Source organism: Paenibacillus polymyxa M1, from assembly GCF_000237325.1.
GTDB lineage: Bacteria > Bacillota > Bacilli > Paenibacillales > Paenibacillaceae > Paenibacillus > Paenibacillus polymyxa_C.
Window position 1 is genome coordinate 49,809 of the sequence record NC_017543.1, and the last position, 16,016, is coordinate 65,824.

The following is a 16,016-nucleotide window of genomic DNA, read 5'->3' on the forward strand; positions in this document are numbered from 1 at the left end:
GTACTCACATGGTCGGACTAAAGGCGTAAAATTATTGAAGGAGCTTGCCGTTTTGCAAGCTCCTTCAATAATTCATACCTACTGCCAATGTTTTATGTCAAACGTACCTATACCGATAACTCCCGAGATTTCTGACCCTGTATGTGTTGTTATCCGCTTGGCGCGGGGGAGAAACCCTTGATCAAGAACTGTGGTTTCTATAGCAGGTAAGAGTATGTCAATCCCTCCGGTCCCGCAATGGACATCAATTCGCTCCCTACCTGTTAGTTCAGTCCAGCCCAATGTAGCGCTTCCTCCCGTTAGCCGGATATCCGCATCACCACGAAGCTCATTCATTGAGACATCTCCAGTACTTAACTTTATCTGTACGTTATTGGACTCTGTAATCCCGGCCACCTCTCCGAATGTACCCTCAACATTGATGCTACCCCGTCCTCCATCTAAAACTAGAACTCCGGCCGTGAATTTAGCTTGTACATTCGTTTCTAGAGGTACATGAACCTCTATGAAGATTTTTTGATTCTGTCCCTGTTTCCAATATGATCCCAAGTTACTTCCCTCGAACAGGAATGTGCCGCCAGAGCAAATTCGTTGAGGAAGCAGATGTTTTTCGCCGGAAGCCACAAAGCTGATCTCTTTCTCTGCATCAAAACAAATCAACATATTTCCGAGTGTATGGACATCAATACGAAACTCAGTAATCCCTATGGCTGGAAACCGTTGATTGATCTGAGCATTCTTGATGGCTCCTTTAGGAAAGGTCTGAAGAGATTTAGGCATTTTTAATACCATATGTTTCACTCCTTTATGAGACGTGATCACAAGTGTTCCAGGTCCTTACTCAGTACACAAATTTCCTATCTGTTTGTATTGTATTCGAACGAAAGCTCCAGATCTTTGGCAATTTCCTGCTGAATTTTCAAAACACTCTGAATATGAGCTTCCGTTGTTAACGGATTTGCCAAAATAACCCTTAGTACAACAACAGATTTCGGCATCCCTTCAATTCCGCACAGCGTTGTCCGGGAAACGAACGAATCCCCCTGCTGGCTTTGCATTTCTTGAAGGAGCTCATTGAAGCGATTAATTCGGTCGTGCTCTTCAGGACGCAAGGTACAGCTTCGTACAGCCTCGCGAAGGGATGCAGGAATGTAACGATAAGTTAAAATATTGATTTCTGGCTCGCCAATCAGCTCGAAGGCTGGATGACTAGCCAGCAGCTTAGCCATCCAGTGAGTTTTTCGAATACCTTCATCCAACAAATAGCCATAACCTTCACGCCCCAGTAAATAAAGCCCCGCATGCATATACACTGACATCGCTGAACGGGAGCCTTCCATCGAGTGGCGTCCCAAATCCAAGGAACCACCTCGTAGGATATATCGAGCTGTTTTCTCAATCCGAGCCGCAGCATGTGGATCTTTTATCAATAGTATCCCTATACCCATGGGCAAATACATCTGTTTGTGTCCATCAATAGTTACGGTATTAGCCCTTTCAATTCCACGAAGTTTACGGGCGTGTACGTCCGACATAAGTAGCGGACCTCCCCAAGCAGCATCTACATGAAAGTGAATATCACTCGTTCTGGCCAACTCCGCCATGCCTAGCAGCGGATCAATTGCTCCGCTCTCTGTTGTACCTGCAATGCCTATTAATGCGAGTATTCGATCTCCCCGTTTTTGGCAAGCCTTTATTTCCTTCTCAAGCTTTACCAAATCTATACGGCCGCGGGAGTCGCAATCAATCCGGATTACTCCGTCACTACCCAAGCCTAGAACATCGGCAGCCTTATCAAACGAGTAATGCATCAAGGATGAGCCTATAATAACGCCCCGCTGGTACCCATTTTTATGTAATGCGAGAGCGTAACCATCCCGTTCCACGTCGGTATCTTGGTTACGCAACGCCACGTTGCGTGCAATCCACAAGGCAGTCAAGTTGGACACCGTCCCCCCCGAAGTCACAACTCCCAACGTGCTTGATAGATTTTGGCCATGTTCGGTGTAAAAAAGATTCACAACGGCTGTACACCAAGCGATGCATAAACGCAAGTGTTTGACGCTCAAGCACTGTAAATGACTTGGATGTTTCCACCTTCACCACGTTTTGGTTTAGTGCTACTAAAAGGCGGCTAAGCGGTCTGAAAAATATTGGCAACGCTGAGGTCATATGGCCGATAAAGTTGGGAGAAGTTGTATTGATACAATGGTGTACGACTTCTCGAATCAGATGGCTAATGTACTGCTCTGGGTGTACCGGAACTTCAGGAATAATTATTTCTTGTCCCATCAGGGGTATAAGCTCTAATTCCGTATCCGATGTAACACTTGGAGCGCCGTGCATTTCGTTAATTACGTCCGTGATGAGCCTATCCATCTTCTCCTCCAATTTATGTTGCTCTGCAGATGGCTCGAACACTGAACGTAAATAATCACCGATTTCGTGAAACGACTGGTTAAACATAGGCTCCATAATTTCTCACCCTCCCTAATACCCTAACTTTCTTCCATTTGGTTGTGGCAAGAAAGCTGTTTCGACAAAATAAGTAAGGTAGGTATTCATCAAACACCTGTCCAGTTTCGGACAAGTTACATCGCTTTCCTTCAGACCCTGTATCAGATGGGTAGTGTCATAGCGAACTTGGAATTCTGACATACCGTCATTCCATCCGCTTTCCAGAAGCGGCAGAATTGCATTCGTTGCTTGGTTTGAAGAGCAAGATGCCGTCTGATGGATCTGTTCGTACCAAATCTCGTACGGTACCTTCTTAAGAGCATATCCGTAGTTTACAAGAGTCTCGATTACCTCATCCCATGTGGTTCGCGTCGGATTCAAGAGATGATATACACGCCCGTCAGGAATCTGGGTACCTGACAAATAGATAATTGCTTCCGCTGCAAAGTCAACCGGAATGATTTCCATCTCAGCTTCCATATTGGGGATTAGCCCCAATTCTATAGAGGCCTTGATGATCAGCCACATAAAATCGTTTGTTTGACAGTGGCCCGTGTGGCTATCTCCCCATATCCGTCCCGGACGATAAATCAGGGTCGGTAGTCCACAGCGAGCCGCCTCCATCACTATACGCTCCGCAACCCATTTGCTCTGCGTATATCCAAGTTTAAGATCCTCAGGGTGCCCCGGAATATCCATTTCCGACAATACTCCATTCTGGATATCTTGGTCCGAAAAGACGTGCGTTGTCGAGATATAATGGAGCGTCTTGAAGCGTCCGTTATTCGCCAGTCGTATCATTTCCTGAGTTCCTAGCACATTCGCTGCTTTATGCTCGACATATGGCGCAATGAAATGGACCATACTGCCATTGTGATAAAGGGCATCCATCTCCTCGGCCAACCGATCAAAAACAGCTTCAGACAACCCAAACCTTTGGAGACCCAAATCACCAGCGAACACTTTTATGCGTTTCGAAGCTGATTCTTCAAGCAAGCCGTACTTTGCGAGATTTGATTGCAAGCGCTGTGCAGCTTCCTCCTCGGTGCGTCCACGTACAAGACAAAAGATATTCGCCGAAGTGTTTCGAAGCAACTGACGTAGTAGGAAAGCTCCAAGAAATCCTGTCGCTCCCGTTAGTAAAATGTTCTGCACAGGTCTGTGCTCTTTACTGACCGAATCAGGATTACGAATGCCAAACGGTAGCTTACAGTCATTCCATAAATTTAATTGCGAAAAAGACAGCTCTTTCTCACCGTTCTGGATTGCTTCAAATGCCTTCGTCATCCACTCTACGGTAGGCGTTTCAAACAGCACTCGTAGAGGAACTTCGATGTTAAGCTCGTCATGCAGCTTGAAAATAAGCTGTGTGGCAAGCAAAGAGTGACCACCCAGTTCGAAAAAATTATCTGTGACTCCAACTTTAGGAATGCCCAGCACGTTGCTCCAAAGTTCAGCAATCCGCCGCTCCAACGCTGTACGGGGTTTAACATAGGAATTTTCCAATTCTGGGCGGTTGCGTCCCGGAGTAGGCAAAGCCGCCCTGTCAACTTTTCCATTAGAAGTAAGTGGGAACACACTCACTGGTACGTAGGCAGTCGGAATGAAATAATCTGGGAACTGTTCCTTCATCAAGATACGCAGCTCCGACGGCAATCCACCAGACGTTTTAATCTTCACAGGCCTGTTTGCATAATGACTCCAATCTTCGGTCCCTTGCGTACTTTTATTCCTAATTTTAACGATCTGATTTTTTAAAAAGAGGTTCCTGTGAGTACAGATTACATCGAAATAATGTTCCAGACCTGACCCTGCCCAGTGGATTGAAATATCATAAGGAAGTGTACGCTCCAATACAACAAAATCCATAGGATCTGCAGCATCTTCCCCCACGTTTTCTAGCAAATTCCGAAGTCTTACATTGGGCACGCCCCTGATAGCGACAGTTTCCACACCTTGCTCCGCCAACTTTTGCAGTGTGTTCTCTGACTCCTGAATAGAAGTCCATGTCAATGTTAATGGCTCTACCTTCTGTATCTCCGGAGAATTCACACGCAATAAAACATCATAGCGGAACCGCGTCAACTCGTTCCATTGGTTTCCGCGTTTCCATTGAATTTCCGCGTGAATTAATTCAGGATTTCTCTGTACCAATTCTACAAATAGTTGGGGGTCAAGGATCAGTTCATGCTCACGCTTCATCCGATCATTAACCCGTATGCTTTGTTCTTTTGCTGTCAACGGAAACCGAGCCTTGAATTGCTCCACTGAAGTATAAAAAGTTTCCAGCAGCGGCAAACTTCGTACATCCCCAATAAACACCGTACCGCCAGGACGAACAGCTCTCACTGCGGCATCAAGTACATCAAGGAGATATTCAACACTAGGAAAGTATTGAATAACCGAATTAAGTATGACCAGATCGTAAGAGCCAGAATCAATTCCCTCCATGTTGTGGGCAGGCTGGTGCTGGAGCCTTACATGGGGCATGCTCTTTGTCAGCATCTCCAAACGCTGTATGGCTTTTAATGAAATATCGGTGCCCATATAGTGCTCACACATCGGTGCTACTTGGAAAAGAAGCAGTCCCGTTCCACAACCCAGTTCCAACACACGCTTCGGCTTCAAGTCGAGCAAATGTTTGACCGTCCCTTCAACCCATTCCCGCATACAATCCGCTGAAAGAGGCTGACCGTCATACAAGCTGTTCCATCCGGTGATATTGAATTCGACGGCTTCCTCCGAAGATCCACTCCCGTAGGTTTGATCAAATACATTTTCCCAGTGTTTGGTTAATTCCACATCGCCGTTATCCGTATTTTTCTCGATAATATAGGCAACAAGCTGCTTATTTCCCATCGCATCCGATTTTACGTCAACTACAGCATCTTGGATGGCAACATGCTTCTTAATTGCTGCTTCAATTTCACCCAGTTCAATGCGGAATCCTCGTACTTTAACCTGTAAATCGTTACGTCCAAGAAACTCCAGTTCACCTGCGGGTGAGATTTTGGCTTCATCGCCAGTTTTATAGAGTATGGTGCCTGGGGTGTGGGAGAACGGGTTCGGAACGAATTTCTCTGTGGTTAATTGGGGCCGATCTAAATATCCCCTTGCAACGCCTGCGCCTCCTACATAAATCTCTCCAGGTATACCTATAGGCACTAACTCGCGGTTACGGTCTAATAAATATAAGTTCAAGTCGGGTAAGGGAACCCCAATGAGGCTGTTTCTGGCTTCGAGATCAGCCAGTGTTAGCGGTTTGTATGTGACATGTACCGTGGTTTCGGTGATGCCGTACATATTCACCAATTGCGGCCGGACATCCCCATGTCGGTCAAACCAAGATTGGAGGGTATGCATTTCCAATGCTTCTCCGCCAAAAATGATATAACGCAAAGAATTGAGTTTCGTTGGCTGATGTCCCTCGTCATACTGAGACAGTTGTCGAAAAGCGGAAGGCGTTTGACAAAGCACTGTTACTCCTTCGGAATGCAAAAGAGCATATAAATTCTCTGGCGAACGGCTAACGAGGTAAGGAACAACTATCAGCTTGCCTCCATAGAACAGAGCTCCCCACATTTCCCATACAGAAAAATCGAAAGCATGCGAATGAAAGAGCGTCCATACGTCGTGCTGGTCAAACTCAAACCAATTATGCGTATTATCAAACAAGCGGACTACATTTCTGTGTTCTACAAGCACTCCTTTCGGCTGGCCAGTGGAACCGGAAGTATAAATAACATAGGCTAATTGTGAAGGATCTGTTTCAAAACCTATTGGAGCCTGGCTCTCTGCGTCTACATCGAAATCATCCACAGTAACGGTCCGCACATTGAGATCAAGAAATGTGCTGAGAAGTGGGGTCTGTGTGATCATCAGGGACATATCAGCATCATCAACAATATAAGCGATACGCTGCTTCGGATAAGCAGGATCAAGTGGAACGTAGGCTCCACCTGCTTTGAGCACAGCCAAAATGGCAATGATAAGATCAAGCGAACGCTCCAGATATAAACCGACACGAACTTCAGCTTTCACTCCTAATCGCCGCAACTGACGTGCTAGGGCGTTTGCCCTCCCATCAAGTTCAGCATAGGTCAGCGACTTGTCCTCATGCACCACCGCGACAGAATCGGGATATAGACAAGCAATATGCTCAAAACGTTCATGTATGATGCTTGTTTCTGTGTGCGTCTCCTTCTCTTTATCATTTTCTTCTTTCCCCCATGCTAGTAACCAATTTCTCTCCTTCTCCGGTAATATAGCCAGATGCTTTACAGGCTCAACAGGATTGGACAAAATACTATCTATCAATACCTGCAGGTGAGCTGTCATACGAACGATAGTATCCTCATCAAATAATTCAGTCGAATATTCGAAGAACCCAACTAGTTTTCGGTCGGACTCTGTAAGCGAAAGCAGAAAGTCAAAGGGTGCCATCCCGTTATGCACGGTTATGGGTGTCAACTCTAGTCCTCCCAAATCTGTCTTCAGAATTGGCGTGTTATGAAAGACAAAGCCCGTCTGAAAGAGAGGTGAGGATATGCTCAGATCTCTTTCAGGGTGAAGAACTTCCACCAGTTGTTCAAATGGAACATCTTGCCGGGCATACGCTTCTAATGCCACACGCTTTACTTGACGGAGAACGGTCTGAAAATCGTCGTCGTCCCCAATCTGTGAACGTATGACGAGCGTATTTACAAAAAAACCAATCAACCCTTCAATCTGTGCCTGATTTCGATTAGCAATCGGACAACCGATTGAAATGTCTGCTGATCCTCCATATCGAAAAAGAAGAACTTTTAGTACCGAAAGCAGTGCCATGTAAAGCGTAGCTCTATCTTCCTGAGCGAGATAGCGCAAGCCCTCAGTTCGTGCTTCGGATATTTCAAAATAATACCGGGCTCCTTGGTAAGTCGGCACAGTTGAGCGAGCCCGATCATACGGTAAGTTTACATCGGATCGCAGACCTTCGAGCTGACGACACCAGTAGTCCAGTTGCTCCTGGTATTCTCCGTTCTCCATTCTTCTGCGCTGCCACGTAGAGAAATCCCCATACTGAATAGGCAGTGCCGGCAAGGGAGAAGGTTCACCTTGGGAAAAAGCTTTATATAGTAAAGCAAGCTCCTGATGGAATACCCCCAGCGACCATCCGTCAGAAATAATGTGGTGCATGCACATCACAAGAAAGTGATCTTCCTTCTCCAAACGTATCAATCGTACACGAAAAAGCTGTGGAACGGTCAAGTCAAAGGGGCATTTTGCCTCTTCTGAGATCAATCGTTCGGCTTCAACCTCCCGTTCAGTTTTAGAGAGAAAGCTTAAATCCGTGATTGGCAGATTAAAGGCCCCAATATTTTCAATTTCCTGATAAGCGATAGCGTCATGGACAACAAATCGGGTGCGGAGCACCTCATGCCGTCGAATGATCTCACAGACCGCCATTTGCAGTGCTTTTAAGTCCAAACTTCCACTCAAGCGCACGGCTCCCGGAATATTATAGACAGGTGTTCCCGGGACTAATTGTTCTAAAAACCATAATCGTTGCTGAGCAAATGACAGCGGAAGCGACTCATTCCGATCACGGGGCTTCATTTCCCCAGTGGAAACTTTCCCCTTTTTCCATTTTTCAAGTAGGGCTCGCTTAGCATCCGATAGATTGCTGCCAGATAGAGATAAACCTTCATTTTCCACCTTTTGTCACCCTTTCTATTTCACGATCAGAGCCGCTATAAAAGTTGGCTGGCTTGTTCCTCGGTCATCGTTTCTAGCTTTTCAATTAACATCAGCTCGATCGCCTCTGCAATCTCTGCCACTGTCGGATGTTCGAAAAAATACTTTAATGAAAATTCGATGGGAAATCGACTGTTCACCCAGGAGATCACTTGTGTAGCGAGCAAAGAATGTCCCCCAAGACTAAAAAAATCATCATGAACGCCGATCGGAGCAACTCCGAGTAAGTTAATCCAAGCATCTGCAAGCTGCTGCTCCAGCTCATGGCGAGGCTCCACTATGGGTACAGGCAGTACCGGACGAGGTTGAAGCAGCGGTTGCTCCCTATCCAAATCTACCTGCTCTGCTTTCCAGCTTTGGAAAGCGTAATTGTGCCGAGTGGTGAAATCGGACGTTGAAACAAGATAATGATGTACATTTCCACTCGTCATTAATTGAGACCATACATGAGTCCCTTCCTGTGGACGAATAGCCATTCTGCCCAGCTCTCCTCCTCTTTTTTCTAGCTCAGGTGCTGTATCCAAACTCCAAGCGTCCCAACCGATGTAATGCCAAACTGAATCCGACTGCTCATTATGCCTGCGTACAAATGCTTCTGTATAAGCCGCTGCGGCAGCATGTATTGACAACCCTAACCCTCCGAGCTTGGAGGCGATAGAGGATTGGATAAGACAATATTTGGGGCGATGTTGTACCAAAGCACGTTCCAGTTCGTTCAATCCCTTCACCGTACGGCCAAGTTCGACTTCCACTGTTGTGTGATTCAGATCGCTCCCAGCCACAAAATTAATTTCTTCCGAAGACCAATCTGTATAAACAACTCCGATAATGTTTCCGTACAAAATCGCAGCTTGAGCAATAGCTTCCGTCAATGCCCCCTGCAGCTGAAATTTAACTGGGATAAAATGAACCTCTGCTCCCTGCTCTTCTAGCTTTAAAACTTGGGACGCTATGTGCTGAGTATTACCCGCTACATTCATATGGTCTGCTTCAATTAATGGCGAATTGATTGAGTCAGCATCATCAAACGTATCATTCATCACGATTATTCGTACATGGCCTTGATTAGTCGGCTGCTGCACGAGATATTGAGCGAAGGTTTGCATTTTAGAGTCGAACGGACCAATCAGAAGATAAGTTGCAGATGAAGTCTGCACAATACCCTTTTCCTCAACCATTTCCGTCATAGGCACATATTCGACTGTCCACCGACGATTATTACGATAGATACGCAGAGCCCCTGCAGAGGCAGACACAAAATCTTCCAACATGGCATCCGCCATTAGCGATGCCTGAAGACGATGGTTTGGCATCATCGCATCTACCAAGTGAAAAGCACCCTTTTCATGTTCTTGCATCCAGACGTTTCCAATTCCTGAGAGGATCATGCGCTCAGGATGAACCTCGGTTTCACCTGCAATACTGTATAGTCCTTCAGTAACAATGTAAATATGGACAGGAATCTTGCACGTATAAACCTGTACTGCTCTGGAGAGCTGAAAAAAACCAGCCAGTCCACCAAAGTCAGATTCGCTTTCGCTCCATGAGCAGATGATGCGAATCAGAGGTTCATCAGAGGACAAAGAATCAAAGATTTTTTCATAGTGCTCAGGGTTTGTCGGGTTCAGGCTATACAACTGATCGTCAATTTTTTCAAAATTTGATGCTGCACGAATGCGAACGATTGATTGTCCGGTACTTTCGAGCCTTTCAGCCAGCAAATCAATCCATCCATCATGATTTTCCTCAAATACCATCCATAAACCATGGCATTCCTCAGGATGCCACAAAGATAACGCTGTCTGACGGAGTACAGGCTCATACAGCCATTGTTCAGGCTCTAAGCGCTCTAAACCACGACCGCGAGTTAAGGTAGACGCATTCTGAGACAAACGAGGTTCGATCCAATAACGCTGACGCTCAAACGGATACGTTGGCAATTCTATCCGGTTACGCACCCGGGACTCGTGTAACGCTCCCCATCCGATGCTTAAACCTCCGCTCCACAATTCTGCCACGCTTCTCAGCCACTGCCCCCGTTCTCCACCTTCGGTTTTGTACGTTGGTAATGTACGCATGCCTCTGTGCTCCGCTTCCCAGCAGCCTGACTGCCGCATCAATGTCGTTAATGTCTGCCCCGGACCTAATTCTATGACTACCGCATTCGGATACCTCTTTAGCACCTGCTCCGCATTGTCTGCAAACCTCACCGCTCGGCGCGTATGCGACACCCAATAGGCCGGATTGCTTGCCTGCTCCTTGGTAATCCACTCCCCCGTTTCGTTAGATACGTAAGGTAGCTGCGGTGCATGGAGCTTTACACGCTTCAAAGCCTCTTCCAGTTCTCCCAGCACCGCTTCCATCCGCGAGGAATGAAATGCACTGCCCGTTCGCAGTCGGCGGCATTCTACACCTGCTTCCTGCATGCAAACCATCAATTCTTCTACCTCTTCCGTCCGTCCCGTCACCACGCTCATTCGCGGTCCATTGATGGCTGCGATCTCCAGCGTTCCTTGTAATTGTTCGGCCAACTCGGATGCGTTCATGCCAACTGCCGCCATCGCTCCCGCTTCACATCGCTGCATCAGTCGCCCACGGACGCTCACCAGCTCCAGCCCTTCCTCCAAGCTGAACACTCCTGCTATACAGGCGGCCGTATATTCTCCCAGACTGTGCCCGATCAGCGCAATGGGTTTCACCCCCACACTCATCCACAACTGGGCCAGGGCATATTCGGTCACAAACAGCGCTGGTTGGGTCAGCCATGTCTCCTCTAATTGCTTCTCTTCAAAGCCATCTCTTCCCAGCAACGCATCCCGGATATCCATACCCAGTTGCGGCTTTAACAGCTCGGCACAGCGATCCACCGTTTCCCGGTATTTCGCCTCCTGCAGGTACAGTTCCGCGCCCATGCCTACATATTGGCTTCCCTGTCCGGGAAAAGCGAACACAACTGGACGCTCTCCCGCAGTTGCTATTCCAGTGCGAACCAGGCTTACGTCCTCGCCTCGCAAGGCGCGCAGCGCCTGCTCCGTACTGCCGCACACGGCGCTCCAGCGATGATCGAATGCCTTGCGTCCCTGTTGCAGAGTGAAAGCCACATCGGAAAGCCTTTGCGACGGATGAGCCTCTAAGTGCGCTGCCAATCGCTCGCACATGGTTTGTAGCGCCGACGGCGTTCGAGCCGACAACACGAGCACCTCTTCCGCTGATGGAGCGTCCGACGTCCGTTGTGCAGGAGCTTGTTCCACAATGACATGCGCATTCGTGCCTCCAATGCCAAAGGAACTGACCCCTGCCCGGCGAGGATGACGCGATTGGTCATGGGTCCATGGCTGTGTCTTATCTACGACATAAAACGGGCTGTTGGCCCAATCCACTGCCGGGTTGCCCTTCGTATAATGCAGACTCGCCGGTAGCATCTCGTGACGCAGCGATAACGCCACCTTGATCAGGCTGGCCACCCCTGCGGCAGCATCCAAATGTCCGACGTTGGTTTTCACCGAGCCAATCCCGCACCAGGGACCATTCGCCGAAGCTCCAAACACTTTTGTTAGCGCCGCCAGCTCAATGGGGTCACCAAGTGGAGTGCCAGTACCATGAGCCTCCACATATGAAATGGTCTCGGGTTTGACACCTGCCGAATCCAGTGCCATCTGGATAACTTCCGCCTGTCCCCCAATACTCGGAGCCGTGTAGCCCACCTTTCGTCCACCATCATTGTTAATGGCAGATCCTTTAATGACGGCATGAATGGTATCGCCGTCACGTAGCGCTTCATCCAGGCGCTTGAGAATCACAACGCCTGCACCATTGGCAAAAACCGTGCCGTCTGCTTCCGAATCAAAAGCTTTACATGAGCCGTCCGTCGATACAATGGAACCTTCCCGGTACAAATATCCTGTAGTTTGAGGTACTTTTACCGTAACTCCCCCTGCTAGTGCCATATCACATTCACCCGCAAGTAGAGCCTGTGCGGCGGTATGTACAGCGACAAGTGACGTCGAACAAGCCGTTTGTATGGTGATCCCCGGACCTTGAAAATCCAGTTTGTATGCCACGCGAGTTGCCAAATAATTCTCATGGTTTGCTGTAGTTATCGCAAACATACTGGTCGGGTCTGCCGGGTCCATACGAGGAAGAAGTGAGCACAACAAATAAGTGCTTTGAGTGGTACCTGCGTAAACCCCAATCGCACCATCGCTTCCGTTAGGAGCATAACCAGCTCGTTCCATTGCTTCCCAAGCACATTCCAAGAACACTCGGTGTTGTGGATCAAGAATCTCGGCTTCACCTGGGGTATATCCAAAAAATGCAGCGTCAAATGACTCAATCCCTTCCAACTTCCCTCCAAAGTTTACAAAATGTCGGTCACCACGCATTTTTTCAGGAACTCCTGCTTTCCCCAACTCTTCTTTCGAAAAGCTTCGAATTCCGCATTCTTCATGCAGCAAATTGCTCCAGAATGCTTCGATCCCTTCCGCGCCAGGGAATCGACCAGCCATTCCTATGATCGCAACTTCATTCGTTCTCTTGAATGGGGCTGCTGTTCCCTCTGTGGTACCTCGCTTTTGTCTGAAATGAGAATTCGCTTCATTGCTTTGTCCGACCAAATATCGCGCTAGTTTGGCAACAGTTGGGAATTGAAACAATTCAACGATGCTTAATTCTCTTGATATTTCAGTCTGAAGTCGGTCTCTCACCTCCACCAGGAGCAGCGAATGCCCACCTAAATCAAAGAAGTTATCGTGTATGCTTACCCGCTCAACTTGTAGCGACTTCTTCCATATCTCCGTTATGCATTGTTCCATGTCTGTGACTGGAGGGGTAAAAACAGATTTTTCAGGAATCGAAGCTCCTGTCCAACTTTGGAGCGCCCTACGGTCAATCTTACCTGTTACCGTAACAGGCAAAGTGTCCATAGGAACATATACTGCAGGAATCATATGCTCCGGCAGATATTCACTTAAAAATTTGCGCAGTTCTGCCGGGTCACATGGTTCACCTTCTTGCACCACATAGGCGATCAAACGCTTGTTTCTATTATTTTGCTCTGTAGCAGTGACTACGGCATTGCGAACTGTCGGGTGACGGATAAGAACCGACTCAATTTCACTCAGTTCAACACGCATGCCGCGAATTTTGACTTGATGATCTCGTCTGCCTTCAAAAAGAAGCGTGCCGTCTGGACGCAATCTACCGATATCCCCAGTCCGGTAAAGGCGTTCGTCTGGACCCTCGGCATGCGGAAAGTGTATAAATCGGTCTGCTGTTAAGTCCGGATGATGGAGATACCCCCGAGCTAAGCCAGCGCCTCCGATGCAGATTTCACCAGCAACCCCGAGAGGGATCGGACGAAGCCGCTCATCTAAAAGACAAATCCGCATATTGCGAAGTGGTCGTCCGATTGGAACGCCGATCCCTGGAGGAGGGGATGTCATGGCGTGGAATGTTGCATCTGCCGATACTTCCGATGATCCATAAATGTTGATTAACGTTCGCCCAGGCAGCAGTTCGAAGAACCGCTCACATAATACTTGAGGGAGAGTTTCTCCGCTCACAGACCAGTAGCGCAAATCTTGTAGATACTCTTTTCGCTTGGCACATGTTTCGAGAAGAACTCGCAGCAAAGAGGGAACCATGACTATGCGCGAAATACGGTGTTTCAACAAGGCATCCACCAAAATCAGGGGGTCTTGAAGAGCCTTCTTTGGCAAAATAACAGCCGGGATACCGCACAGGAGCGGAGCAAACGTCTCGGCGATCGCATCTACAAAAGTAAGTGCGGCCTGATGGCAACAAACTTCGTTTGCAGAATATGGATATGTTTCCCATCCCCAACGGAGACGGTTTAGTATTCCTCGATGTAAACCCACAACCCCTTTGGGGTCTCCTGTAGATCCTGAGGTATAAATGACATACGCTGCATTGTCCCCGTGGACATCAGGAGCTGGAGGATTCTCGTTATAATGCTCCGTCTGTTCGTCTAACAAATCCACACTCAAAATACGGTAATCTCCTGTGGGTATCCTGGATGCAAGAAAAGATTGGGTCACAACTACGGGAGGGGCTATTTTTTTTAGAATTAATCGTATCCGCTCGGTCGGATGCTCTGGATCAAGCGGTACATAAGCTCCTCCAGCTTTTAAAATACCTAATAGTACGGCTGTTCGCTCAATTCCCCGCTCCATGCAAACGCCGACCAATACTTCCGGTCCTACATTGGATGACAAAAGTTGCCATGCGATCCGGTTTGCCATACGGTTCAGCATCCCGTAGGAAATACATTGTCCGTCCTCAATTAAGGCCGTGCGATCCGTACTGGACTGGACTTGTCGGTCAAACAGCTCCAGAAGAGAAGTTTCTTCGTCCTCGGCAACAGTTACCGGTGTATGCCAGTCTTTTAGCACCTGGCGTTCCTCTTCTGAAGTCATGAGCGGCAGATCCATTATTGAACAATGCGGATTGGCAACAGCAGCAGCTAGGATAGTCTTATAATGTCCCAGTAGCCTTTCCACCGTTTCAGCGTCAAAAAGGTCCTTGCTGTATTCCAGCAAAACTGAGAGGCCCGATCCTGTTTCTTCCACATACAAGGTCATATCAAATTTGGAGGAAGTTCCAATACTGCTTACCTTGGAGAACTTTAGCCCCGGAAGATCCGGCAACGACGATGGTACCGTCTGAACCACCATAACCTGAAACAACGGAGAGGCATCCAGAGTACGCTGTGGACGGAGTTCTTCAACGATCTTCTCAAAAGGTATGTCTTGATGAGCCAAAGCTTCGACCATCGTATTTTTTACTTGTGAGAGAAGTTCCAGGAAGGTGAGACTACTTGAAACGTTCACTCGCAGAGCAACCGTGTTCACAAAAAGACCAACCACTCCCGCCGTTCCACTTTCGTTGCGATTAGCGACAGGACAGCCTAGAACGACATCATGTTGACCGCTATATTTGGCAAGTAGTGCATAAAATCCGGCGAGAGCCGCCATAAAAACGCTCGCTCCCCTACCTTTAGCCAAACCCTTAAGCCCTTCGACTATTTCCGTCGGCAGTTCAAGCGAAACTGTACCGCCACGCATCGTCGGCGTGGCTGGCCGTATTCGGTCGACAGGCAATGCCAGTTGAGGCGGATTGTCGTGAAGTTGCACCTTCCAGTAAGCTAGTCGTTGTTTGAGGATATCTCCAGCTAACGCAAGACGCTGACGATGTGCATATTCTCCATAGGTAAAAGGCAAAGAGTCAAGTTTGGGTGTTTCTTCCTGAACATAAGCTAGGTAACAGGCCTCGATTTCACGGATGAGAAGCTCGAGAGACCAACCATCGGAGATTAGATGATGCATGGTCAACAGGAGAATGCCTTCTTTTTCGCCCAACATGATCCAATGGGCACGAATCAACCGATCATGGGCTATGTCAAATGGAGTTTCCGTTTCAACCTGCTGAAGCCGGGATATCTCCGTTTCTTTTTCTATCGCCCCCCATTGACTCAAATCTGTTACACCTATGGGAAAGCAAGTGATTTCTGCTGGTGGGTCGACATACTGTATTGCTCCACCGTTCCTGTTCTGAAACCGAGTACGTAAACTCTCGTGCCGTCGCACAAGGTATCGCATACACTGCTCAAACAACTCCAGCTTGAAATCACCTTCAATGTGAATGGCTGTTGCAATCAGGTAAGATGTATTTCCAGGTGCCATCTGTTCTAAAAACCACAATCTTTGCTGAGATAAGCTGAGGGGATATTGCCGAGGTTGCAATTCCCGTTCCTGCAGCAAGCGCATCAACCGAAGTCGTTTTTCCTCCGTACTGAGCTCCATGTT

Annotated in this window: 4 protein-coding genes and 1 pseudogene; all 5 read right to left on the bottom strand. The window is 47.8% G+C overall.

The annotated features are described in order from the left end of the window. Positions 1–78 precede the first annotated feature (78 nt). The 5 genes and pseudogenes from PPM_RS26635 to PPM_RS26650 all read right to left on the bottom strand — a co-directional run bounded on the left by PPM_RS26635 (position 79) and on the right by PPM_RS26650 (position 16,013). Entirely contained in the window at positions 79–792 is a 714-nt protein-coding gene (locus PPM_RS26635; protein ID WP_014600088.1) for a hypothetical protein, read from the bottom strand. A gap of 65 nt (positions 793–857) precedes the next feature. Then, a pseudogene (locus PPM_RS26640) lies at positions 858–1,985 on the bottom strand (aminotransferase class V-fold PLP-dependent enzyme); the annotation flags it as partial. Then, on the bottom strand, positions 1,900–2,475 hold the full coding sequence (locus PPM_RS30715) for a glutamate decarboxylase (protein ID WP_014600090.1): 576 nt from the start codon (positions 2,473–2,475) through the stop codon (positions 1,900–1,902). The gene PPM_RS30715 and the pseudogene PPM_RS26640, both read right to left, overlap by 86 nt. Before the next feature lie 15 nt (positions 2,476–2,490). Continuing rightward, positions 2,491–8,154: a non-ribosomal peptide synthetase gene (locus PPM_RS26645; protein WP_014600091.1), complete on the bottom strand. Its 5,664-nt coding sequence runs from the start codon at positions 8,152–8,154 to the stop codon at positions 2,491–2,493. A gap of 35 nt (positions 8,155–8,189) precedes the next feature. After that, positions 8,190–16,013: a hybrid non-ribosomal peptide synthetase/type I polyketide synthase gene (locus PPM_RS26650; protein WP_014600092.1), complete on the bottom strand. Its 7,824-nt coding sequence runs from the start codon at positions 16,011–16,013 to the stop codon at positions 8,190–8,192. Positions 16,014–16,016 lie beyond the last annotated feature (3 nt).